20 protein-coding genes are annotated in these 23,150 nt (G+C 57.0%); 14 read left to right on the top strand and 6 right to left on the bottom strand.

Going from position 1 to position 23,150, the window contains the following annotated elements:
- Positions 1 to 13: 13 nt before the first annotated feature.
- The 4 genes from coaE to RB602_RS01705 are packed head-to-tail and all read right to left on the bottom strand — an operon-like array spanning position 14 to position 2,950.
- Positions 14 to 667, bottom strand: coding sequence for a dephospho-CoA kinase (coaE, locus tag RB602_RS01720; RefSeq protein WP_317082384.1), 654 nt, complete (start codon positions 665 to 667; stop codon positions 14 to 16).
- A complete protein-coding gene (gene aroE, locus RB602_RS01715; protein WP_317082382.1) occupies positions 664 to 1,500 on the bottom strand; it encodes a shikimate dehydrogenase in 837 nt (278 codons plus the stop codon). Before aroE ends, coaE begins: the two co-directional genes overlap by 4 nt.
- Positions 1,497 to 2,093, bottom strand: a complete 597-nt coding sequence (locus RB602_RS01710) for a Maf family protein (RefSeq protein WP_317082380.1) — start codon at positions 2,091 to 2,093, stop codon at positions 1,497 to 1,499. The genes aroE and RB602_RS01710 overlap by 4 nt, the downstream gene beginning before the upstream one ends.
- A complete protein-coding gene (locus RB602_RS01705) occupies positions 2,090 to 2,950 on the bottom strand; it encodes a pyruvate, water dikinase regulatory protein (protein WP_317082378.1) in 861 nt (286 codons plus the stop codon). Before RB602_RS01705 ends, RB602_RS01710 begins: the two co-directional genes overlap by 4 nt.
- Before the next feature lie 356 nt (positions 2,951 to 3,306).
- Here RB602_RS01705 and hemE point away from each other — a divergent pair, with 356 nt between their 5' ends.
- The 4 genes from hemE to RB602_RS01685 all read left to right on the top strand — a co-directional run bounded on the left by hemE (position 3,307) and on the right by RB602_RS01685 (position 7,015).
- Entirely contained in the window at positions 3,307 to 4,347 is a 1,041-nt protein-coding gene (hemE, locus tag RB602_RS01700; RefSeq protein ID WP_317082376.1) for a uroporphyrinogen decarboxylase, read from the top strand.
- A gap of 21 nt (positions 4,348 to 4,368) precedes the next feature.
- Positions 4,369 to 4,809, top strand: a complete 441-nt coding sequence (locus RB602_RS01695) for a CopD family protein (RefSeq protein ID WP_317082374.1) — start codon at positions 4,369 to 4,371, stop codon at positions 4,807 to 4,809.
- Positions 4,810 to 4,993: 184 nt separating this feature from the next.
- The gene (rho, locus tag RB602_RS01690) at positions 4,994 to 6,250 is read left to right on the top strand and encodes a transcription termination factor Rho (protein WP_317082372.1); all 1,257 of its coding nucleotides are present in this window, start codon (positions 4,994 to 4,996) and stop codon (positions 6,248 to 6,250) included.
- A 30-nt stretch (positions 6,251 to 6,280) separates the two neighbouring features.
- Positions 6,281 to 7,015: a YjbE family putative metal transport protein gene (locus tag RB602_RS01685; protein WP_317082370.1), complete on the top strand. Its 735-nt coding sequence runs from the start codon at positions 6,281 to 6,283 to the stop codon at positions 7,013 to 7,015.
- A gap of 129 nt (positions 7,016 to 7,144) precedes the next feature.
- Here RB602_RS01685 and RB602_RS01680 read toward each other — a convergent pair whose 3' ends face one another.
- Entirely contained in the window at positions 7,145 to 7,846 is a 702-nt protein-coding gene (locus RB602_RS01680; protein WP_317082368.1) for a dienelactone hydrolase family protein, read from the bottom strand.
- 125 nt (positions 7,847 to 7,971) lie between these two features.
- On the opposite strand from RB602_RS01680, the gene RB602_RS01675 reads away from it, so the two are divergent.
- The 10 genes from RB602_RS01675 (at position 7,972) to RB602_RS01630 (ending at position 19,919) form a co-directional block, all read left to right on the top strand.
- A complete protein-coding gene (locus tag RB602_RS01675; RefSeq protein WP_317082366.1) occupies positions 7,972 to 8,241 on the top strand; it encodes a DUF6489 family protein in 270 nt (89 codons plus the stop codon).
- A 10-nt stretch (positions 8,242 to 8,251) separates the two neighbouring features.
- Complete coding sequence (gene mnmE, locus RB602_RS01670) at positions 8,252 to 9,538, top strand: tRNA uridine-5-carboxymethylaminomethyl(34) synthesis GTPase MnmE (RefSeq protein ID WP_317082364.1); 1,287 nt, start codon at positions 8,252 to 8,254, stop codon at positions 9,536 to 9,538.
- Positions 9,539 to 9,604: 66 nt separating this feature from the next.
- Positions 9,605 to 10,627, top strand: coding sequence for a RhuM family protein (gene rhuM / locus RB602_RS01665; RefSeq protein ID WP_317082362.1), 1,023 nt, complete (start codon positions 9,605 to 9,607; stop codon positions 10,625 to 10,627).
- 77 nt (positions 10,628 to 10,704) lie between these two features.
- Positions 10,705 to 12,552 (top strand): tRNA uridine-5-carboxymethylaminomethyl(34) synthesis enzyme MnmG, encoded by a 1,848-nt coding sequence (gene mnmG / locus RB602_RS01660; RefSeq protein WP_317082360.1) that lies wholly within the window; start codon positions 10,705 to 10,707, stop codon positions 12,550 to 12,552.
- A 95-nt stretch (positions 12,553 to 12,647) separates the two neighbouring features.
- Positions 12,648 to 13,214, top strand: coding sequence for a 16S rRNA (guanine(527)-N(7))-methyltransferase RsmG (gene rsmG, locus RB602_RS01655; RefSeq protein ID WP_317084617.1), 567 nt, complete (start codon positions 12,648 to 12,650; stop codon positions 13,212 to 13,214).
- A 65-nt stretch (positions 13,215 to 13,279) separates the two neighbouring features.
- Positions 13,280 to 14,065, top strand: coding sequence for a ParA family protein (locus tag RB602_RS01650; RefSeq protein ID WP_317082358.1), 786 nt, complete (start codon positions 13,280 to 13,282; stop codon positions 14,063 to 14,065).
- The gene (locus tag RB602_RS01645; RefSeq protein WP_317082356.1) at positions 14,062 to 15,108 is read left to right on the top strand and encodes a ParB/RepB/Spo0J family partition protein; all 1,047 of its coding nucleotides are present in this window, start codon (positions 14,062 to 14,064) and stop codon (positions 15,106 to 15,108) included. The genes RB602_RS01650 and RB602_RS01645 overlap by 4 nt, the downstream gene beginning before the upstream one ends.
- 254 nt (positions 15,109 to 15,362) lie before the next feature.
- The gene (locus tag RB602_RS01640; protein ID WP_317082354.1) at positions 15,363 to 15,860 is read left to right on the top strand and encodes a DUF4402 domain-containing protein; all 498 of its coding nucleotides are present in this window, start codon (positions 15,363 to 15,365) and stop codon (positions 15,858 to 15,860) included.
- Between the two features lie 389 nt (positions 15,861 to 16,249).
- A complete protein-coding gene (locus RB602_RS01635) occupies positions 16,250 to 17,092 on the top strand; it encodes a fimbrial biogenesis chaperone (protein WP_317082352.1) in 843 nt (280 codons plus the stop codon).
- 154 nt (positions 17,093 to 17,246) lie between these two features.
- Positions 17,247 to 19,919, top strand: coding sequence for a carboxypeptidase-like regulatory domain-containing protein (locus tag RB602_RS01630; RefSeq protein ID WP_317082351.1), 2,673 nt, complete (start codon positions 17,247 to 17,249; stop codon positions 19,917 to 19,919).
- Positions 19,920 to 21,575: 1,656 nt separating this feature from the next.
- On the opposite strand, the gene RB602_RS01625 is transcribed toward RB602_RS01630, so the two are convergent.
- Positions 21,576 to 22,970, bottom strand: a complete 1,395-nt coding sequence (locus RB602_RS01625) for a mechanosensitive ion channel family protein (protein ID WP_317082349.1) — start codon at positions 22,968 to 22,970, stop codon at positions 21,576 to 21,578.
- Positions 22,971 to 23,150: the final 180 nt, after the last annotated feature.

The following is a 23,150-nucleotide window of genomic DNA, read 5'->3' as shown; positions in this document are numbered from 1 at the left end:
TACCCTTCTATGACTATATATCAGATTGATCGGCATTTTGTGCAAGTTTTTGTCCGATCTGGTCCACCAGCTGTTTCACTGCCGCGGCGGTTTCCTCGAGCGTGACACCAGTGTCGACAACATGATCAGACCGCGCGCGCTTTTCCGCATCGGGCGTTTGCAGGCCGAGGATATGCGCAAATTTCTCTTCGCTCATGCCAGGCCGCGCCAATACCCGTTCGCGCTGGACATCGCCAGGCGCGGATACCGTGACAATGGTATCGACGTAATCCGCACCGCCTTTTTCAAACAGCAACGGAATATCGAACACCACCATCGGCACATCGGCATTATCGGCAAAAAACTGCGCCCGCATCTCACCGACCGCCGGGTGCATCAGCGCCTCCAGCCGCGCCAGCTTGTCCTTGTCACCCAATACCGCCGCGCCGAGTTTCTGGCGATCAACATAAGCATCTGACCCTTCGCCGATAGTCGTACCGGGAAATTCCGCTTCAATCGCGCTGACCAATTCACCGCCCGGTCCTTGCAGGATATGCACTGCGGCATCAGCATCGAACACCGGCACACCATTATCGCGAAACATATCCGCAACGGTGGATTTGCCCATGCCGATCGAGCCGGTGAGGCCGATAATATGCGGGCGACTGTGCTGCGTGCTTTGTGTCATGCGATCAGCTTCTCGCGTAATTGCTGCTCACTATCAGCCGGAACCGCAGCGCCAAAGAACAGCTCAAACGCCAGAGCAGCCTGACCAATCAGCATTGACAGGCCGTCAATCGTCTCCAGACCGCGCGCTTTGGCGACAGACAGCAGCTCTGTCTCAAGCGGCGCATAGACCAGATCATAGACAATGGCATGATTCGGCAGGCGACCCAGATCCAGATCGGGTAGGGGATCAAAACCGGTCATCCCAAGCGGGCTGGCGTTGATCAACAGATCGGCAGCGGGCAGGGGTGCATCAAAGCCGATGACTTCGCCCTTGACACCAAGACCCGAGAGCAACGCCATCGCCTTGAGCGGGTTGCGCGCCATCAGCGCCACCGTGCCAATCTCGGCCCGCGCCAGCGCAAACAGCACCGCGCGCGCCGCACCACCGGCACCGATAACCAAAGCCGAGCGACCGGACAAATCGCTTTGCGACAAGGGCGCGTAGAATCCGGCAGCATCGGTATTGGTTGCGATCAGACTGTCCTTGCCATCTTCGCGAAACACCGTGTTCGCGGCACCGATGCTTTGCTTAACCCCGCCACGATCTTCGGCATGGTCTAGCACCGCCAGTTTATGCGGGATGGTGACATTGCAACCGCGCCAATTGGGATCGCTCCGCCGCGCTGCGAAATAATCTGCCAATAGATCGGGCGCGACATGACAGGCCTGATAATCGCCATTCAATCCGAGCTGTTCCAGCCAGAAACGATGAATCAGAGGCGATTTGCTATGGCTGATCGGATCGCCAATCACCTCTGCTGTCGGTCGATCAAAACGGGTGTCAAAACTCATTGTGGCAGCATCCCCCGTTCGCGCAAAAAGCCGAGTACCGGCAATAACGGCATCCCCAATATCGCAAAATGGCTGCCCTCGATCCGGGCAAAAAGCTGCGCGCCTGCGCCTTCCATCTGATAGCAACCGACACAATAGCGTATCGCCTGCCAATGCGCGGCGACATAGTCATCAATGAAATCATCGCTGAGCGGGCGCATAGTCATTTTGACGCTCTCGAGTGCGCGCCATACGGGCTCGCCATTTTCCGCGATCACGGCAGCGCTATGCAGTGTATGTCTTTGCCCGGAAAGCCTTTGCAAATGCGCTTTGGCCGCTTCGGGTGAGGGTGCTTTGCTGAGCATCGAACCATCAGCGGTTTCCAATATCTGATCGGAACCGAGGACCAGCGCTTCGCCATGGGTCAGCGAGATTTTTAGCGCTTTTGCCTCGGCAAGAGCATCGGCGATATTGCGCGGACTGGTGCCCCGATCGACCAAACCGTCGCGCAATGTTTCTTCATCCAGATGCGCAGCTTGCTCCACGAAGGGGACGCCGGCATTGCGCAGCATAGTCTGTCGGGACTGGCTTTGCGATGCGAGGATCAGGTTCATGCTTTATACTGCTCGGCGGTCTCGCCATCACCCTGCGACCGCGCCATCGCCCGATCATTGACCAAATTGATAATCGCCGCTGCCGTTTCTTCGATGGACCGGCGTGTCACATCAATCACCGGCCAGCCATTATCGGCAAACATCCTCCGGGCGTAGCGAATTTCTTCCTGCACCGCATCGGCATCAACATAATCGGTTTCCGGGGCCTGATTCAACGATAACAGACGGTTGCGCCGCACCTGCACCAGCCGGTCGGCATTGGTGGTGAGGCCGACCACCAATGGAAATTTCAGATTATACAGCGCATCGGGCGGCGGCGATTGCGGGACGATAGGGATATTCGCCACCTTAAATCCACGATTGGCGAGATAGATTGAGGTTGGCGTTTTGGATGAACGCGAAACACCCGCCAGCACGATATCCGCCTCCTCCCAATTCTCCCAGGCAACGCCATCATCATGCGCAATGGTGAACTGAATCGCCTCGACCCGCTCAAAATAGGCGGCATCCAATATATGCTGACGCCCCGGCCGCGCTTTCGCTTCTTGCCCCAGCAGATTAGAGAGAGCATCGGTCACGGCATCCAGTGCCGGTACCGCAGGCAATCCTAATGTGCGGCATTGCCGCTCCAGCTTGCGCCGCGTCGTTGGATTCACAAGGGTGAACAATACCAAGCCTGGATTGGCCGCCACTTCGGTCAATATCCGGTCCAAATGGCTTTCCGAACGCACCATCGGCCAGAAATGCTTGATAATCTCGACGCCATCAAATTGCGCCAGCGATGCCTTGGCGATATTTTCCAGCGTTTCACCGGTAGAGTCAGACAGGAGATGGAGATGCAACTGTTTTGCGCCCATGGCCTTTGCTTTCTGATCCTCTGATATCTATCAACGCTGTGATCATCGCCATAGCGTCGCGATTTCACGCTCCGCAATCTCCGCGCATAAACCCTCTGGAAAGCCTGTGCACAAATCAGCGGACAAATGCCAATGCTGTTTTTCTGCCCATAGCGTCGATTTTTCTCCCACCAGATATCCACATGGCACTTTGTCCATCCACAGCCTGTGCAAAATGCGGATAAGGCAAACGACTCATTAACCAAACCATGAATCCGCTCTGTCAATCTGTCGAAAATTGCTGCAAAGAGGTTTTATCCCATTTGTCATCCCGACAACAAACATCATCTAAAGATTCTAATATATAAAGATTATATATGAGCGAGAATGCACTGATCGTAAGGCAGCTCAAAGGCGAGCGCACCGAAACCCGTCCCGTCTGGCTTATGCGCCAGGCAGGGCGGTATCTTCCCGAATATCGCGAATTGCGGGCAAAGAAGGGCGGCTTTCTTGAGCTGGTCTATGATAGCGAGGCTGCGGCGGAAATTACGATCCAGCCGATCCGTCGTTTCGGCTTTGATGCGGCGATCCTGTTTGCCGACATTTTGAATATCCCGCATGCGATGGGGCAGGATCTTGCCTTTCTCGCGGGCGAGGGACCGCATCTGAGCCCGAAAATGGTTGATCATGACCTTGCAGGCCTTGAAGCGGTGCCGGAGCGTCTGAATCCGATTTATGAGACAGTGCGCCTAGTGCGCCATATGCTCGACAACGATTATGATAAAGAGCGTGCGCTTTTGGGCTTTGCCGGATCACCCTGGACGGTGGCGACTTATATGGTGCACGGGCAGGGGAGCAAGGATCAGGCCGAGGCGCGAATTATGGCCTATCAGGATGTCGCCGCGTTCAGCGCCCTGATCGATGCCATTACCGCGCAGACCGTGGAGTATCTTTCAGGTCAGATAAAGGCGGGTGTTGATGCGGTACAGCTGTTTGACAGCTGGGCAGGGACATTGTCTCCGGCACAGTTTGAGCGCTGGGTGATCGCGCCCAATGCGGCGATTGTAGCCGCGCTGAAACAACGCCATCCCGATACGCCGATTATCGGCTTCCCCAAAGGCGCAGGTGGCAAGCTGCCTGCTTATGCCCGTGAAACCGGCATCGATGCGCTGGGGATTGACGAGACGGTGGACCCGGTCTGGGCACATACTTACCTCCCGGCTGATATGCCGGTGCAGGGCAACCTTGATCCGCTAGCTTTGCTAGAGGGCGGTGAGGCACTCGATAGCGCTGTGGCACACATATTCGAGGCATTTTCCGAGCGGCCACATATTTTCAACCTCGGCCATGGCATTATCAAGGAAACCCCTATTGCACATGTCGAGAAGCTGCTTACTCTTGTGCGTAGTGGATCATAACTTTGCATCTCCCGGACTCTGATGGATATCTTCGCATTGCTCTATGAATGGCTTAAATCGGCGCATCTGATCTTCGTCATCTTCTGGATGGCGGGGTTGTTCATGCTGCCTCGCTTTTTTGTCTATCACCAGGAGTCACCCGAAGGATCGACCGAGGATGCACAATGGGTTGAGCGCGAAGCACGTCTGCGCAAGATTATTCTCAACCCGTCTTTGATCATTGTCTGGATCGTCGGCCTGGCACTGGCTTATTATACCGGGGCATTCAGCCAGGGCTGGTTCCATGCCAAGCTGCTGTTTGTGCTATTGTTGTCAGGTTATCATGGCTGGATGGTCGGATATTCGAAGAAATTGGCGCGCGGTGAGCGACCGATGAGCGGCAAGACTTTGCGCCTGCTCAATGAAGTGCCCGGCATTGCCGCGGCGATTATTGTAATATTGGTTATCGTCCGGCCGATTTAGGCAGACTATCATAATGTCAGCACGGTGTTTCATTGACATGGAGCACCGGAGAGCGTATTTATTGCGCCAAGCCCGTTCGGGTATATAGCGCCACTCCCCAAATAGTAACCGCGCTAGCTTTTCTCATTTCGATCTGACTGTTTCACGCTGGCCAGACTCTCTTTTCAACTCGGATTTGTGCGTCATGCATCTTAAAGAACTAAAACAGAAAACCCCTGCTGAACTCGTCTCCATGGCGGAAGAACTGGGGGTTGAAGGCGCCTCAACCATGCGGCGTCAGGATCTGATGTTTGGCATTCTCAAACAACTGGCTGAGGATGGCGAGCAGATTATGGGTCTCGGCACGATTGAAGTGCTGTCCGATGGCTTTGGCTTTTTGCGCTCACCCGAAGCCAATTATCTTGCCGGCCCCGATGATATCTACGTATCCCCCAATCAGGTTCGCAAATTCGGTCTGCGCACCGGTGATACGGTAGAGGGCGAAATTCGCGGGCCGCGTGATGGCGAGCGCTATTTTGCTCTGACCAAGCTTACCGAAGTTAATTTTGAAGATCCGCAGGCGGTCCGCACCCGTGTTAACTTCGACAATTTGACCCCGCTTTATCCCGATCAGAAGCTGTCGCTGGATACGCTTGATCCGACGGTGAAGGACAAATCGGCGCGGGTGATCGATATCATCTCGCCCCAGGGTAAAGGCCAGCGCGCACTGATCGTCGCGCCGCCGCGTACCGGTAAAACGGTGCTGTTGCAGAATATTGCCAAGGCGATTACCGACAATCACCCCGAGGTCTATCTGCTGGTGCTGCTGATTGACGAGCGCCCGGAAGAAGTGACCGATATGCAGCGCTCGGTCAATGGCGAGGTGATCAGCTCCACCTTTGATGAGCCCGCCAGCCGCCACGTACAAGTCGCTGAAATGGTTATTGAAAAGGCCAAACGCCTAGTCGAGCATAAGCATGATGTGGTCATCCTGCTCGACTCGATTACACGACTGGGCCGCGCCTATAATACAGTGGTCCCCAGCTCGGGCAAGGTGCTGACCGGCGGTGTCGATGCCAATGCCTTGCAACGCCCCAAGCGGTTCTTTGGCGCAGCGCGGAATATTGAAGAGGGCGGTTCGCTCTCGATTATCGCAACCGCCCTGATCGATACTGGCAGCCGCATGGACGAGGTGATCTTTGAGGAATTCAAGGGCACCGGCAACAGCGAGATCGTGCTCGATCGCAAGGTTGCTGACAAGCGCATCTTCCCGGCGCTCGATGTCGGCAAGTCCGGCACGCGTAAGGAAGAAATTCTGGTCGAGAAGGATACGCTCAGCAAGATGTGGGTCTTGCGCCGCATATTGATGCAGATGGGCACCATCGACGCGATGGAATTCCTGCTCGACAAGATGAAGGATTCCAAGACCAACGAAGATTTCTTCGATAGTATGAACCAGTAAGCGGATTAAACACCGTACTGGACAGCATAGATGGAAATTCTCACCCAACTGGCACAAGCGAGCGCGTTCATGGGAGGCTATGACTCCTTCGGCGCGCTGTGGCTGGCGATTATGAATGACCTCAGCGGATTTGGCTCGCCATCCTCGCTTTGGGCCTTTGGTCAGGTCATTCTCATCGATCTGGTGTTCGCCGCTGATAACGCCATCGTTGTCGGCGCACTCGCCGCCGGACTGCCAGCAGATCAGCGGCGCAAAGTCATCCTGATCGGGATTAGTGCGGCCCTGGTGCTGCGCATTGTCTTCGCTCTGATGGTGAGTGTCTTGCTCGGCATTGTCGGATTGATTCTCGCAGGCGGCCTTTTGCTGCTCTGGGTGGCGTGGCGCTTCTGGCGCGAAATCCGCGAAATGGGCGGAGAATCAGAGGGTTCGCCTGAAATTGAAGGCGATGAGGATAGTGGTCTGGCACCGTCCAAAAGCTTCTGGGGCGCTGTCTGGGCGGTAACCGCGGCGGACGTGTCGATGAGCCTCGACAATGTCCTCGGCGTCGCCGGCGCCGCGCGCGAGCATCCCGGGATATTGGTAATCGGCCTGTTACTGTCGGTGGCTTTGATGGGCCTCGCCGCCAATATCATCGCCAAATATATCGAGCGCTATAAATGGATCGCCTATCTCGGCCTGCTGGTGATTATCTATGTTGCCTGCACCATGATCTATGACGGTTTTGTCGATCCGAATGTCGGGTTGATGCAGTTGGCAATGGGTTAAGCGAGGCCTTCGTTAAACTCCGTTCGTGTCGAGCGTAGTCGAGACACAGTTCTCCAGTTACAATGTCTCTCGACTTCGCTCGAGAAGAACGATTAGAATGGAATGGCTAAAGCTGAAATCGCAAAGACTTTAACCCAAATGCTCGGCAAAAAAGGCCGCAGTACGCCCATCCGCGAGTTGCGCGGCTTCTTCATCGCGGCGTTTGCCAAATTCCGTTGCAAAGCCGTGATCAAGCCCGACATAGTCATGCAGCACGATCTGCGGATGATCATCCAGCCATTCATGCATTGCCTTTTGCGTCGCGGCATCGACAAAGCCGTCTTCGGTCGGGATATGCAACATCAAGGGTGTGGTAATCGCGTCCTTCTCGCCCAATAGGCCATCAATGCCGACGCCATAATAGCCGACCGAGGCATCAATATCGGTGCGCGCAGCGGCCATAAAGGCAAGGCGACCGCCGAGGCAGTAGCCGACACAGCCGACCTTACCACCGTCCATGGCTGCGCGGGCATGGTCGATAGTTGCGGCGATATCACGCACTCCCTGATCCTGATTGAATTTACCCATCCAATCGAGCGCCTGCTGGAATTCGCTCTCAACATCGGGGTCGAGTGCAATGCCCGGTTGCAGCCGCCAAAACAGATCAGGTGCGATGGCGAGATAGCCAGCCTCGGCCCATGCATCACATTTGCTGCGAATGCCGCGATTGACGCCGAAGATTTCCTGAATCACAATAATTGCAGCTTTCGGCGCCGCCGCATCAGGCGTGCTGACATAGGCCCCAAATTCGCTGTCACCCTCACCAGTTGCGATATTTTCCATGCTGCCCATATAGACTTGTCCTTTCCTCGGTCATTGCTTTTCGGTCGTTTCAGGCGCACATTAGCGACAATCTGTTACGGGTTAAGGGCAAATCAGCAGGCGATGCCATGCGCTCGCTTTTCGGGAGAAGAACCATGAAAATGAATGTCGAACTGGATTGCACACCGGAAGAGATGCGCCGCCTGTTGGGGCTGCCCGATGTCAGCGAGGTCAACCAGGCCTATGTCGATAGCGTCAAGGATATGATGAAAGGCGCAACTACGCTCGAGCAGATGCAGACGCTGACCAAGAACATCGCGCCGATGGGCGAGATGGGGATGCGCTTCTTCCAGTCGCTGATGCAGGCCGGGGCCGCAGGGATGACCGGAAGTAGCAAGAGCAGTTCGGACAAGAAGAAGGACTGACCAAACCCTCATGTCGCCGGACACGATCTTTGCCGTGTCGAGCGGCGCGCCGCCTTCGGCCATATCGGTTATCCGTATCAGCGGTCCGCATAGTGGTGCTGCGCTAACAGCACTGGCGGGAGAACTACCCGAACCGCGCCGCGCGGTATTGCGTTCGCTTAAACATCCGGTGGATAGCCATATCCTCGATAGTGCGCTGGTGCTGTGGTTCCCCGGACCGCGCACCGCGACAGGCGAGGACTGTGCCGAGCTGCATTGCCATGGGGGCAGGGCGGTGATTGTCGCGGTCAGTGCCGCATTGGGCGCGATTGACGGCTGCCGTCCCGCCGAGGCAGGCGAATTTACCCGCCGCGCCTTTGCCAATGGCGTGATGGATCTGGCCGAGGCCGAGGCGCTGTCCGATCTCCTCGCGGCAGAAACCGAGCGCCAGCGCAAACAGGCACTTGATCAGGCTGGTGGCCTGCTATCGCGCCAGATTGAGGATTGGCGGCAGCGATTATTGCAAGGCTCGGCACTGGTCGAATCCGAGCTCGATTTTTCCGATGAGGATGATGTCGATGCCGCCTCGGCAGAGAAGCTGCGCCGTTTTCTCTCCGATCTTGCGAGTGAGGTGGAGACAGCGCTGGCAACGCCACCGGCGGAGCGATTGCATGACGGCCTGCGCGTGGTGATTGCCGGGCCGCCCAATGCGGGCAAGTCGACTTTGCTCAATCGGCTGGTGCAGCGCGAAGCGGCGATTGTCACCGATATTGCCGGAACCACACGCGATATTATCGAGGCGCCGGTAACGCTGAACGGTATCGCCTATATCTTCACCGATACCGCCGGATTGCGCGAGGATAGCGCTGACGCGGTCGAGGCCATCGGCATAAACCGGGCGCAACAGGCACTGGTGCGGGCAGATATCGTGCTATGGCTGGGCGCAGCGTGGGACAAGCCCGATCATCCGGCTTTGATCGATATTGCCGCCAAGGCCGATCTTGGGGCTGATAAAGCCGGGGCCGATTGTGTTGTGTCAGCCAAAACAGGGGAGGGGGTTGAAGCGCTGATCTCCCAGCTTACCAAATTGGCGCAAACTCTATTGCCGCCACTGGACCAACCCGCCTGGAATGCGCGGCAGCGCGGCCTTTTGCGTGCTTTTGCCGAGGCACTGGGTCGAGCGCAACTGGGTGAGGATATGCTGGTGGTGGGCGAAGAATTGCGTCTGGCACGTCTCGCGCTCGACCAGATTACCGGTCGCAGCCATGTTGAGGATATGCTCGATACGCTGTTCGGAAAATTCTGCATCGGGAAGTAATCCGGAAGAGCTTGCCAGCGCGGAAGCAAGCCTATATTGTTCACTTATTGTTCTATGGGGGTCAATATGGTTAGTAGTAATGAGCCCGTCCATCTGACCGAAGAGGAGAATGGTATCCCTGTTCTCATTTATGGCGATGACGAGGGTGCTAAGGTAGAGCTGCGTTATACTTCAGATGCTCTTTGGATGACGCAAGCTCAGATAGCCGAGCTTTATGGGCGGGATGTTTCGGTCATATCGCGACACATCAACAATATTCTCGATGAAGGGGAGCTGGACAGTAGCAATTTGCAGAAAATGCAAAGTGCTTCATCAACCAAGCCTACCGCAATTTACAGTCTCGATATGGTCATATCAGTGGGATATCGAGTATCATCGAAGCAGGCGACTATCTTCCGCAAATGGGCAACCGACAAACTGGTGCAATTTGCATCAAAAGGTTTTGTTATTGACACCCCTCGGCTCAAAAATCCTGAAAACTATGACCGTATAAAAGAACTCCGGGAAATAGTCCGTGATATTCGCTCAGATGAGGCAAATCTTTACCGCGAACTCAAAAACATATGTGCAATGTGCCAGGATTATGAGCCGGGTTCGTCCAAATGGACCGAGTTTTATCGGAGAACACAGGCCAAGCTGGTCTATGCGGTGAGTTCATCAACACCGTCAGAAATCATCAAAAACAGAGCAAACGCGCGCTCCGAAAACCTTGGCCTTACCAACTGGCCAAAAGCCAATATTCGCAAATCAGATGTGACTGTATCAAAAAACTATCTTGGCAAAACCGAGATTAACGAATTGAATCGGCTGACATCGATCTTGTTAGACATATTCGAAGATCAGCTTGATCTGGGAAGACTGACGACCATGTCTCAGGCAGCTATTTTGTTGGACAAACAACTCAAGGATTTAGGACGTAGCATCTTGCAGAGTGGTGGGACAGTCCGTAAAGCTGACGCAGACCGGCATGCTAAACGCGAATATGTATTATGGAGAGAAGAACAAAAGGCTGCTTTAGCCGATCAGGTCGTTAGTAACATTGACGATTTAAGGAAGCAGGCCAAACGACTGCGCAAAGAGAAAAAGTAGGCAATGTTTCACGTGAAACACTTTCGGTGGATTGCAGACTTATCAGAGTCTTTGACCCGCAGTTATAGGGCGCAGCCATGAGCCAGACATTTGACATTATTGTGGTCGGCGGTGGCCATGCCGGGTGCGAAGCCGCGGCGGTCGCGGCGCGCATGGGCTGCCGCGTGGCGCTGATCAGCTTCAGCCGTGATGGGCTGGGAGCGATGTCGTGCAACCCGGCCATGGGCGGCCTGGGTAAGGGCCATTTGGTGCGTGAAGTCGATGCGTTTGACGGGCTGATCGGCCGCGCCTCGGATGCGGCGGCGATCCATTACCGCATGCTCAACCGTAGCAAGGGCAGTGCGGTGCAGGGGCCGCGGGTGCAGGCGGATCGCAAGCTCTACCGCGCCGCTATCCAGCAGATGATGGCTGACTTGGACACGCTGACCGTGGTCGAGGGCGAAGCGGCGTCGTTACATATGCCCAATGGCAAGCTTTCAGGCGTGGTGCTGGGTGATAGCAGCATTGTCCATGGCGAACGGGTGATATTGGCGACGGGAACCTTTCTCGGTGGGCGATTGTTCCGCGGCGATGAGCGTTATGAGGGTGGCCGGATCGAAGAACGGGCGGCAACAAAGCTGGCCGATCAGCTTTACGGCCATGATCTGCCGATGGCGCGGCTCAAGACCGGAACGCCGCCGCGGATCGATGGCCGCACCATCGACTGGAGCCGCTTGGAAGTGCAGCCCAGCGATGACGACGACTGGACCATGTCGCCGCTGACAAAAGAACGCACCAATCCGGCACTGTTCTGCGCGATTACGCGGACCAATGAGAAGGCGCATGATCTTATCCGCTCCGGCCTTGATCGCTCGCCGCTATTTGGTGGCGATATTCAGGGTGAAGGGCCGCGCTATTGTCCGTCGATTGAGGACAAGATTCACCGCTTTGGCGACCGTGACGGGCATCAGGTTTTCTTGGAGCCTGAGGGGCTGGATGATCCGCTGATCTATCCCAATGGCATCAGCACATCGCTGCCGACCGATATTCAGCAGGCGATGGTCAATGCCATGGCCGGGCTTGAGCGCGCGGAAATCGTTATTCCGGGCTATGCGGTCGAATATGACCATATTGATCCGCGCGCTTTGGGCCGCGATTTGCAGCTGTCGGCGATTCCCGGCCTGTATTGCGCTGGGCAGATTAATGGCACCACCGGCTATGAAGAAGCGGCGGCGCAGGGACTGGTTGCGGGGATGGCGGCGGCCTGTGCAGTGCAGGACAAGGCGATGCCGACCCTTGACCGTGCCAATAGCTATATCGCGGTAATGATTGATGACCTGGTGCTGCATGGGGTGACGGAGCCCTATCGCATGCTCACCTCGCGGGCCGAGTATCGGCTGCGCTTACGCGCCAACAATGCTTCGGACCGGCTGACGGGAATGGCGATTGCAACCGGCTGCGTTGGTGCCGAGCGCTCCCGCTGGTTTGAGGAGCGGGCGGCTAGCAAGACGCGTATCGTCGAGGCTCTGGACGAGCAGGTCGGTGCAGAAGCGCTGATAGCGGCGGATATTGCCGTCAAGCGCGATGCGGGTAAGCAGAGCCTGTTTGACTGGCTGCGCTTTCCCAACATCCATCTCGACGATATCGCGACGATCCGCCCTGATCTAGCGTGTGAGGCGGAGCTGGCTGACGAGATTACCGAAGATGCGCGCTATGCGCCTTATCTCAAGCGGCAGGATGCAGAGCTTCGCGATATCCGCAATAGTGAGCGGATCAGCCTGCCCGATGATCTGGATTATAGCGCTCTTCCCGGCCTTTCCAACGAGATGATTGACCGCTTGACAGCAGCGCGCCCGGAAACTCTCGCCGCGGCATCACGTATTCGCGGCATTACCCCTGCGGCGCTGTCGGCGATTTTGGTCCATGCCAAGCGACGCGCTGCCTAGACTGATCTCGCGATCTTGTGACGCATTCCATTATCACCACGGACCAGGCTGCGCGCGAATGGCTGGCGCATGATCTTGGTGTTTCACGTGAAACGATGGAGCGGCTTGAGCGCTATGTCGCGATGCTCAAGGCTGAGTCAGAACAGCAAAATCTGATTGCGCGCTCGACGCTGGAGACGGTCTGGGCGCGGCATATTGTCGATAGTGCGCAGCTACTACAGCATATTCCCGACGATCATCGGGGACCATGGCTTGATCTGGGTTCCGGCCCCGGATTGCCCGGCCTCGTTGTGGCAATTTGCACGGATATGCCGGCCATCCTGGTAGAGTCGCGCCGCAAGCGTGTAGAGTTTCTTCAGCAGGTGGTCGATGCGCTCGATCTCGCCAATAGCGTAACGATTTTTGGCGGTCGATTGGAGGCCATGGAGAGCTGCGAAACGGGTGTCATCACTGCCCGCGCCTTTGCGCCTTTGCCGAAATTGCTGACTTTGGCGGGGCGCTTTTCCACAGAAAACACTTTCTGGATTCTGCCCAAAGGCAAAAATGCGGTACATGAACTGGACGCCCTGCCGCGCAAATGGCAGAAACTGTTTCACGTGAAACACTCGCTCACCGATCCCGACGCCGGGATTTTGTGCGGCCAGGGCAAGATAAGCGCCTGATTATATGGCGTTTTCAGTGGAGCAGATCGCTTTGGCGGTCAAATGCGCAAAGGAATGACGCCAAAATGATCACCATAGCCGTCGCGAATCAGAAGGGTGGGGTGGGCAAAACCACCTCGGCGATCAATGTTTCCACCGCCTTGGCGGCGACAGGCTGGCGCACTTTGCTGATTGACCTTGATCCACAGGGCAATGCCTCGACCGGTCTGGGTGTCCCGCTGGGTGAGCGCGAGCGTTCTAGCTATAACGTGCTCACTGGCAATGCCACGATTGCTGACAGCGCCCGACCGACAAACATTCCCAACCTTGAAGTCGTGCCTGCGACCGTTGATCTGTCCGGTGCGGAGGTCGAAATGGTTGAACTCGAAGACAGAACCGAGCGGCTGAAAAACGCGATAGCCGAAGCAAGCCGGGGTAAGGGCTATGATGTATGCCTGATCGATTGCCCGCCATCTCTTGGCTTGTTGACCCTCAACGCGCTGGTTGCAGCCAATTCGCTGCTGGTGCCGCTGCAATGCGAGTTCTTCGCACTGGAAGGGCTGAGTCAGTTGCTCCAGACGGTCGAACGGGTGCAGCAGGTATTCAACCCTGACCTTGCCATTTTGGGCGTGGTCCTCACCATGCATGACCGCCGCAATCGGCTGACTGACCATGTCAGCGAGGATGTGCGCGAATGTCTGGGCGATCTGGTGTTTGAAACGGTGATCCCGCGTAATGTGCGCCTTTCTGAAGCACCAAGCCACGGCATGCCGGCACTTATCTATGATCACCGCTGCGCTGGGTCTGCCGCCTATATTGACCTTGCCAAAGAATTGATTGCCCGCTTGCCCGAACGAAAGGTTGCCGCATGAGCGAAAGCACCGAGACCAAGATGACCAAGAAAAAGAACAGCGAGAAGAAGGGTGACAAAAAGGCCAGTGTCAAAAAGACAGTAGCGGCATCCAAGCGGCCTAGCGGATTGGGTAGGGGTCTGAGCGCCCTGTTGGGCGAGGCCCGCCCCGAACGGCCCATTGCGGCCCGTTCGGCTGAGGCTGGCTCTGTTTCTGAAGCAGAAGGCACGACGATTGCCGCGCCGCCTGCTGCCAATGGCGTGGCTTCGATCTCGGTTGCCAATATTGCGCCGCATCCCGATCAGCCCCGCCGCTATTTTGCTGACGCCGCGCTTGATGAGCTGGCCGCGAGCATAGCCCAGCGCGGGGTGATCCAGCCGATTATCGTGCGGCCTGCCAATAAGAGCGGCCATTATCAGCTGGTGGCCGGGGAACGGCGTTGGCGCGCGGCACAGCGGGCACGATTGCACGAAATCCCCGCCATTGTCCGCGATCTCGACGATGAGCAGACGCTCGCCATTGCCTTGATCGAGAATATTCAGCGCGAAGACCTGACACCGGTTGAAGAAGCACGCGCCTATAAGCAGATGACCGAACAGCAGCAGCTCAGTCCCGCCGATCTGGCGCAGCTGGTCGACAAGTCGCGCAGCCATGTCGTTAATATGATGCGGCTGTTGGCGCTGCCTGATGCGGTGCTGGAGATGGTTGATAAAGGCGATCTCTCCATGGGTCATGCCCGGGCGCTGATCAACTCCCCAGCACCACAGGATCTGGCGCAGCGGGTGGTCAAGCAGGGTCTGTCGGTGCGCGAGGTGGAGAAGCTGGCGCGTGCGGGCGACGCACCCAAGCCTTCAAAGCAAAAGCTGGAGACAAAAAGCGCTCCCCTGGCCGGACAGGCCGAATCGGATATCGCGGCGGTTGAGCGGCATTTGTCTGATCTTCTCGGCATGAATGTCAGTATAAAGCCAGGGGCCAATGGCACATCTGGCGATATTTCGGTGCGCTATTCCAGTCTCGACCAGCTTGATTTGCTATGTCAGAGATTGTCGGGCGATTTCCTTTAATATACTGATATTAAAGCAATAATATCGCTTTTCTTGCCTGGCTTTGGTAGAAAAGCTCTGGTGAACCGTCATGGTAAATGCTGGGTAACGCCATTTCCTAATGCGCCATTAACCATAATCTTCAGCAAAGCCTGAACCGCTGATCGTCATAAGCGTCCGCGAATGGAGTGGGATTTGCCATTCATCACGATGCGCCGTGAAACGGGCATCGGCTTTCACTATTATCGCACGGTGCGATTTGGAAGGGACCAGAGATGAACAAGACGATTTTTAAAGCAATGGCAGTTTCGGCTGCGGCTATGGCGGCCATGACCTCAACCGCTGCACATGCAGATACGGCAGAAGCCGTTGCGACCGCAGAAATTCTGCAACAGGTTACGGTTGAATCGGACGGCTCGGCGCTGAACTTCGGCACCATCGTTGTCGGGGATACCGGTGGTGATGTGGTTATCAGCGCAGCAGGCGCGCTTTCCGCTTGTGATGCGAACCTGGTATGCTCGGGCACCGTCTCGGCCGCAGGTTTTGACGTTACCGGTACCACCGGCGAAACCGTTGATATCACCGTCGACAACAATGTGACGCTGACCAATAATGACGGCGACAGCATGACTGCTGCTCTGTCTGGTTCGGACGCCACTTTGGTTCTCGCCGGTGGTGACAGCTTCGCCGTCGGCGGCACGCTGACCGTTGGCGATAGCCAGGCCGATGGTGCCTATAGTGGCACTTTTGAAGTGACCGTCGATTATCAGTAATAGCTGATCCAACTACGAGCCGATGCGCATTTAATTCGGCCTCACATATAAAAGCTCAAGGTGTCTGGCGCTCGCGCGTTGGGCACCTTTTTTATGCTTAAAACGTAGACGAGGCCGAGTTTCCCAAACACCCAATTCCATGCGTCATTGCGAGCGACCAGAGGGAGCGCGGCAATCCAGGGCCATCATAAACCGCACTGGATTGCGTCGTCGCTTCGCTCCTCGCAATGACGGTGCAATGCAACGCGAAAGCGGGTTTCCAAAACGCTGACAGCTATGGTTAGCGAAATATCAACCATATTCAGCGATGACATGCGGTGAGCGGATGCACTGGCGGGGAGAGTTTTCTGCCTGTGTGTCCTGACACATATCGCAGAGGGATTATCCGCATGTTTCGTAGCTGTCTCGCCGCTTTTCTTACATATGCCGCTTTGTCGGTCTGTACGCTAGGCACTCTGGCAACAAGTCCGGCGCATGCTGCGGGCGGCGACTTGCTGGTCGCGCCGACGCGGGTGGTGCTCGATGGGCAGCGCGGCACCGAGGTGATCCTCAACAATGTCGGCGATGAGACCGCTACCTATCGCATCAGCCTGGAATTGCGGCGGATGACGGCTGATGGCCGTCTTGATGAGGTTAGCCAGGAAGAGGCCAATGCGCTGGAACAGGCGGCGCTGAAAATGATCCGCTATGCGCCACGCCGCGTCACCCTGCCGCCGAACCAGCCCCAGGCGATCCGCATCGGTATCCGTCCACCTGCGGATCTGCCCGATGGCGAATATCGTGCACATATGCTGTTCCGTGCCATTCCCGATGCGCGTTCAGTGACAGAGCAGAGCGAAGCGCCGACCGAAGGCCTCGCCATTGCCCTGACCCCGATCTACGGCGTGACCATCCCGATTATCGTGCGCAAAGGCCGCCTCGAGGCTACGGCGAGCATCGCCAATGGCCGCATCGAGCGTGACAATGAAGGCGCAGCGCTGGCTTTCGATCTGGCGCGGCTGGGCGAGGGTTCGACCTTTGGCGAGATTCGCGTGACCAAGCCGGGTGCAGACGAGCCATTGCTGGTGGCACGCGGTATCGCCGTCTATCCCGAGCTGGATGGCCGCACGGTGCGCTTCCCGATCCCGGAGGAGCTGGCCAGCGCGATGAAAGGGCCAGTGTCGATTGCCTATTATGAGGCGAGCAATGCCGGCGGCGGCCTGATCACCAAGATGGACACGGTGCTGCAATAGGCACCTGGGCGCTCGGCCAGAGAGGAGCGGGCATATACCCGGCTGGCCCTGCTGATCTGCAAATCGCAATATCATGATCTCTCTCCTTTCCCTAAAAAAGCCTGTTTTCAGAGCATTAGCCGCAGCGACAGCCTGTCTGTCTGCGGTTTTTGCCGTGCCTGGCTTTGCGCAAAATGAAAGCGCCGCGGAGGCATCGTTCACCATAGGTAGCGATAGTGCGAGCAATGGCTGGCAGGCCAATGACGATGATTTTCTGCTTCTCGATATCCGCTCAGGCCAGTTCCGACTGGGTGATGGGGTGCGCGGCTATGTCACCGATAGGGGCGTCTGCGTCGATTTTGCCGATGTGATTATGGCGCTCGATATTCCGGTGCGGCTTGACAAAAAGTCGCGCCGCGCAACTGGCTGGATTTTCGCGGAGGAGGAAAATCTCACCGTTGACCGTGACCAGAATATAGTACAAAACATGAACAAGAGGCAGTCACTGGCGCCGGGCGATCTTTATGATACGCCCGAAGGCTGGTGCGTGGATAGCCGCGCTTTGTCCAACTGGCTGGGCGTGACACTGACCCCTGATCTTTCCAATGCGCTGTTGCTGCTGACCTCGGAGCGCAAATTGCCGTTTCAGCGCGCCGCTGAACGCAAGGCGCGTGCCGCACGTATCCGCCCGGTCAAGGCCTTTGACCTTGCCGATCTGCCGCAGGCGGACCAGCCTTATTCGGTCTGGGAAACGCCTTCGGTTGATGCGGTTTTGTCGGTCGGCGGATTGCGCGACCAGGCGCAGGGCAGGGGGCAGTTTGATGTGCGCTATGAACTGTTTGCCTCGGGCGAGATTGGCAAGGCCTCGGTCGATGCACGGCTGGCATCGGACAATGAAGGCGTGCCGAACAGCCTGCGTGTACGGGCCTATCGCGCCGATCCACGCGGTGACATGCTGGGCCCGCTCAAGGCGACACAGGTGGCGGTGGGCGATGTCGCGACCATTTCCACGCCCTTGGTGGCGCAAAGCGTGATTGGCCGTGGTGCGCTGGTGACCAATCGTCCGCTCCAGCGCCCCGACACCTTTGACCGCACCAGCTTTCGTGGATCGCTGCCCGTCGGCTGGGATGCCGAGCTGTATCGCAATGGCCAGCTTTTGGCTTTTACCGAGAACCGCGCCGATGGCCGCTATGAATTTATCGATGTGCCGCTGCTGTTCGGGGTCAATGATTTCGAGATCGTGCTCTACGGCCCGCAAGGTCAGGTACGCCGCGAAAAGCTGTCATTGCCGGTGGGGCAGGACAGTATTCCGCCAGGCGACACCTATTATTGGGCCGGTGCAACCCAGGCCGGACGCGATCTGATCACGCTGCGCGATCCGGTTGAGGTGCCGACCCAGGGTTGGCGCGGCACATTAGGGCTGGAACATGGCCTCGACAAGCGAACATCGCTGGGCGCGGCGTTTCACAGCCTCAATATCTTTGGCAGGAGATCGAACATCTTCGAGTTGTCGGGCCGCAGGGCCGTCGGACAAGCACTGATCGAAATCTCCGGAGCTTATGATGCAGATGGCAATCATGCCGTGCGCGGGCAGTTTCTTGGTCAGTTCGGCCAGAGCTTTGTCCGTGCGGAAAGCATCTGGGGCAATGATGGCTTCCGGTCCGATCAGCTGCAGGAAAATGTCACCCGGCGCCAGCGCCTGTCGCTGACGCACTTTTTCCGTTCTGGCGATGCGACCATCCCGATTGAGGTGGAGGCGGTGCACCGATCGCGCAATACTGGCAATGATACGCTCGAGGCGTCGGGCCGCTTCTCCTATGCGGTGCGTAACCTGTCGCTGACCAGCGAGGTGCAATGGGTGCGCAATACCAGCCGCTTTGGCCCTGACCCCGATGGTCTGCTCGACACCGCGTTGCGCGCCAATATCCGGCTTGGCAAGTTCCGCCTGCGCGGGGAGTCGCGTTTCCGTCTGTCGCCGGAGTCGCGCTTCCAATCAGCTACCATAGTCGGCGAATGGCGACAGGGCCGGCGGTCCAACTGGCGTGCAGAGCTTGGCTTTGACGCCCAGCTTGACCGCACCCGCCTGGGCATTGGCTATATCCGCCAGTTTGACAAATTCTCATTGAACACCAGTGTTGAAGCGGCCAGCGATGGGTCTTTTGCCGCCGGGATCAATCTTGCCTTCAGCCTCGGCCCCGATCCGCGCAATGGCCAGCTGCGTTTCAGCAATGAGCGGCTGGCGACCAATGGCCAGGTGATGGCGACGGTGTTCCGCGATATCAATGCCGATGGCATCCGCCAGCATGATGAGCCGCTGGAAGCCGATGTCGAACTGACCGCCGGACGCACCGTGGCGCTGACCCCGACTGATGCCAATGGCCGCTCGGTGATCGATGGCTTGCAACCGTTTCAGCCGGTGCTGGTCGGCGTCGATGCCGGCAGCCTGCCCGATCCCTATTTGCAGCCCGCCGGTGCCGGGATCGTGGTGACCCCAAGACCGGGCGTCGCCGCACGGGTCGAGCTGCCGCTGGTGGCGGCGGGCGAGATAGACGGCACATTGGTGCGGCCCAGCGGCACCGGTATTGGCGGGGTGAAGCTGGAACTTCTCGACGTGGAAGGCCGGATACACACCAGCACCGAGACCGAATTTGACGGTTTCTTCCTGTTCGATCGCGTGCCCTATGGCCGCTATACCCTGCGGGTCGAAAAGCTCTCCGCAGATGCCATCGAGGCGGACCAGCTACTCAAGGCCCCGGCGATAGTGCTGGATGATGCTGAACCGTTGGTCAATCTGGGTGCCATCCGCATACAGGGCTGGCGGCGACGGATTGCCGAGGCGCAGGATTAGGGACGGTGCCCTGGCGTGCATGATGGCTGCACAAAGTTCACAAAGTTCACGCCTATGAGCTGCAGAAACGCGTGAATGATCTCACGCGGAGACGCGAAGTCGCGGAGAGGAAAATCCTCCCCGAGCTTGTCTCGGGGAGGGGGACCACCAAAGGTGGTGGAGGGGCACAGGCAATATGCTGCTATAGTCGCTGCCGACTAACAAAGTGGCAGGCTCTCGCAATGCCAAGTGTTTCTCGCGAAGAGGCGAAGGACGCAAAGGGGTTGTGCGCTATACCCCCTCCACCTTTAGGGGAGGGGCAGCGAGACTTGGCGCCGTAAGGCGCTTAGTCGCAGCGGGGTGGGGGCCCGCCACTCGCGCAATGCCTTTTGAACAAACCTTGCCCGCAATCGGGCGGGAAATAGTCTCACGCGGAGACACGGAGGCGCGGAGATATTCCAACCAAAGGTGACACAAGTGACAGGGTGTCACCCTGTAATTTTCGTAGGGATTGGGCGTGGTGCGGCCATTTTCCTGTTGCAAGGCAATGGCTTAAGCCAATAGCTTGCACCCAGACAGGCCGGGTGACACATTTGCCCGTAAACAGCGAAAATAGTCGCGGGAGATCAACGGATAGAAAGAGCCGAAACAAGAATAGCAGCGATGGCGCTTGTAGGACATGTTTGGTGTGCGTATTGTTAGAGCGTGTAAGAGGGTGCTGAGGCAATTCGCGTAATTCGGGGTAATTCGGGGACAGTTTTTGATGGCTTCGGTCGCGTTTGAGCGCATTGCCCATGAAACTATCCCCGAATTACCCCTGCGCCTTCCTCTCGGTAATTAAGGGGTTTATTAGACTGTCGACTTATTTAGTGTAGTTCTGAGGACAATAAATGTCTTATTTAATGTCGATGCGTATTCGTATTTGGATTTATTTAGCTGTATGTTTCTTTTATGTGATCATATTCGGCAGCCAGAGCCAATCGGGTATTCGGGCTTTTACTGGCGTAGTACTGATGTTTCTCCCTATGTGCGCCTACACGGAAAAATGCCTGAATTGCGGGCGTCTGCCGTGGCTAAGAAGCGGCAAGTGGCTTATATTGTCGACACTCTATGGGCCTTTCTGGCTTCCCAAAAAATGTTCCCACTGCGGCGCGGAGGGCTTTCTACCTACTCAGAATGAAGAATCATGAGATTGAATGCTGCATTTGCATTGGGTCTAAATATCTGGATTGCGATTGAAATATATTCGCAAATTGAATGTATGAAGGCCAATCATTTTTGTTTTTCATTCTTTGCGGTTTATGTTGAACTAATCCATTCAGTGATTGGACCAGCTGTGGGTTATGATCGACGCGGAGAGTTTTGGGCTATCGTATTGGCGATTGTAATAGCGAATATGGTGCTGATTTTCATGTTTTCTAAGATCACTAAGCTCGTTGCCGCATACCCTAACCATTACCACAAGCGGTAGGGGAATATATGCTCGCGCGAAGGCGCAAAGGCACTAAGGGGTTGCGCCAAGGGGATAGCATCTTTGTGCCTTTGCGCCTTTGTGCGACACAATAAGCCCTCCCCTCCAGGGGAGGGCTTGGGGGGCTATCAGACTGCCACAATTGCGCCGCGCATATCGACAATTAAGGGATCGCGTGAACCGTAAACGTAACCCGAAGCCCTGCGCTACCGGTTCTTGGTCACGCCCTTCAGCACTGAAAGCTCGCGGCCGAATTGGGCCACCAGTTCGCGGCGCATTCGGTCTTTGTCCTTGGTCAGCACCCAGGGCCAGCAGGTGAAGGTGATCGCCTCGGCGCTGACGCCGGTGAGCGTCGCTTCGGGGGCCGGGTCGGGCAGAATGTCGGGATGCTCATTCATGATCTGCTCCAGCTTGGCCTCTGCCTCGTCCAGATCATGATCATCGGCACTGACCTCGATTTCGATGGAGAGCCGCCGCGTTTCGGTGCCAGTGGAATTGACCACCACATCGTCCCAGATCATATTATTGGGGATAATCACCTTGCGGTTTTCTGCGGTGCTGAGATGGGTGGAGAAGAGCGAGACATGCTCGACAATGCCGGTCACGCCCGCCGCCTCAATCTCGTCCCCGGCATCAAAGGGCCGCTGGAACAGGATCAATATGCCATTGGCAAAATTGCTGATGGTGTTCTGCAGCGCAAAGGCGAGGATAAAGCCCGCCGCGCCGATAGAGGCGAGAACCGGGGTCATATTGACGCCGATAGACGCCAGCCCGAACAGGAAACCGAGCAAGCCGGCAATGCGCGCAATCCATTTGCGCAGGAAGCGGCTGAGCAATTCGGAGGAAAGATCGGCGCGGCGAAAGGTGCGCGAGACGATCAGCCCGATGATCCAGCCAAGCACATACCAGCCCAATGTGCTGAGCAGCACCGCGCCGATATTGCGCAACAGCCGCTGGCCACCATCGCGCGCGCCGGCCCATTCCTGCACCGTTAACATGGTGGTCTGCAGATTTTGCGTATCGACACGCACGCCGCCAACATCGGCGATATAGGCGCGGACCTCTTCCTGATCTTCCGGGTCACCGCCCCGGGCAATCTGGGTATCGAGCACATGGCGCAACCGATCCGCCCGCGCGGTGCGCACCTCGCGCAAGGCCGATATCCGGTCGATCAGCGCCAGCTTTTCCGGGCTGACTGTGTCGCCCTCGGCGTCCGTTTCGCTGATGCCCGCATCTTGCGCCGCCGCACGCGCCCGCTGCTGGTTGAAGCGATACAGCTCCATCTCGGCAGCGGCCAGATCCTCAATCGCGGCGCGCAGCAGCGCCTGCCATCCGGCAATTTCGGGCTCCAGCTCCCCCGCCGTCAGCGGCTCGAGAACAATGTCGAGCGCGTCGATGGCGATATCCGGATTGCCGGTGCTGATCGCTTCCGCCGGGTCAGCATCCTCACCATCGATAATATCTTCCAGCGCCGTGCGCACATCATCCGGGTCAAGCGGCTCTTCCGCCTCGGGAATCTCTAGCTCGGCTTCTTGTGCCAACACAGGGGAAGCCGCCAGAAACAGGCCGAGGGCAAATAGAAGAATATGGGGCCGCAACATGCTATCACCGGAAATCGTGAAAAGGGGAACGAGGCAGTCCTGTATGGCTGCTGTTTGCCCAGTCTATCATGCATAACCGGTGGAACAACGCCAAAGCTGGTCCATAGTGTAACGGCTTGTCAGCAAGCAGAGCCATCTTGGACAGCCGAACAAGACCCGGGGCTTTGGCCCCGGGTCATT

Origin of the sequence: Parasphingorhabdus sp. SCSIO 66989 (genome assembly GCF_032852305.1) — a bacterium.
GTDB classification, from domain to species: Bacteria; Pseudomonadota; Alphaproteobacteria; order Sphingomonadales; family Sphingomonadaceae; genus Alterisphingorhabdus; species Alterisphingorhabdus coralli.
The sequence above is the reverse complement of the archived record's forward strand: the minus strand, read 5'-3'. Positions and strand labels throughout refer to the sequence as shown.

Coding starts and splice junctions, on each gene's coding strand:
- RB602_RS01705 (WP_317082378.1), bottom strand. CDS start 2,950: ATGGGCGCAAAACAGTTGCATCTCCATCTCCTGTCTGACTCTACCGGT.
- mnmE (WP_317082364.1), top strand. CDS start 8,252: ATGTCGCCGGACACGATCTTTGCCGTGTCGAGCGGCGCGCCGCCTTCG.
- mnmG (WP_317082360.1), top strand. CDS start 10,705: ATGAGCCAGACATTTGACATTATTGTGGTCGGCGGTGGCCATGCCGGG.
- RB602_RS01650 (WP_317082358.1), top strand. CDS start 13,280: ATGATCACCATAGCCGTCGCGAATCAGAAGGGTGGGGTGGGCAAAACC.
- rhuM (WP_317082362.1), top strand. CDS start 9,605: ATGGTTAGTAGTAATGAGCCCGTCCATCTGACCGAAGAGGAGAATGGT.
- RB602_RS01625 (WP_317082349.1), bottom strand. CDS start 22,970: ATGTTGCGGCCCCATATTCTTCTATTTGCCCTCGGCCTGTTTCTGGCG.
- hemE (WP_317082376.1), top strand. CDS start 3,307: ATGAGCGAGAATGCACTGATCGTAAGGCAGCTCAAAGGCGAGCGCACC.
- rsmG (WP_317084617.1), top strand. CDS start 12,648: ATGGAGCGGCTTGAGCGCTATGTCGCGATGCTCAAGGCTGAGTCAGAA.
- RB602_RS01685 (WP_317082370.1), top strand. CDS start 6,281: ATGGAAATTCTCACCCAACTGGCACAAGCGAGCGCGTTCATGGGAGGC.
- rho (WP_317082372.1), top strand. CDS start 4,994: ATGCATCTTAAAGAACTAAAACAGAAAACCCCTGCTGAACTCGTCTCC.
- RB602_RS01645 (WP_317082356.1), top strand. CDS start 14,062: ATGAGCGAAAGCACCGAGACCAAGATGACCAAGAAAAAGAACAGCGAG.
- RB602_RS01675 (WP_317082366.1), top strand. CDS start 7,972: ATGAAAATGAATGTCGAACTGGATTGCACACCGGAAGAGATGCGCCGC.
- aroE (WP_317082382.1), bottom strand. CDS start 1,500: ATGAGTTTTGACACCCGTTTTGATCGACCGACAGCAGAGGTGATTGGC.
- RB602_RS01635 (WP_317082352.1), top strand. CDS start 16,250: ATGTTTCGTAGCTGTCTCGCCGCTTTTCTTACATATGCCGCTTTGTCG.
- RB602_RS01710 (WP_317082380.1), bottom strand. CDS start 2,093: ATGAACCTGATCCTCGCATCGCAAAGCCAGTCCCGACAGACTATGCTG.
- RB602_RS01695 (WP_317082374.1), top strand. CDS start 4,369: ATGGATATCTTCGCATTGCTCTATGAATGGCTTAAATCGGCGCATCTG.
- RB602_RS01680 (WP_317082368.1), bottom strand. CDS start 7,846: ATGGGCAGCATGGAAAATATCGCAACTGGTGAGGGTGACAGCGAATTT.
- coaE (WP_317082384.1), bottom strand. CDS start 667: ATGACACAAAGCACGCAGCACAGTCGCCCGCATATTATCGGCCTCACC.
- RB602_RS01640 (WP_317082354.1), top strand. CDS start 15,363: ATGAACAAGACGATTTTTAAAGCAATGGCAGTTTCGGCTGCGGCTATG.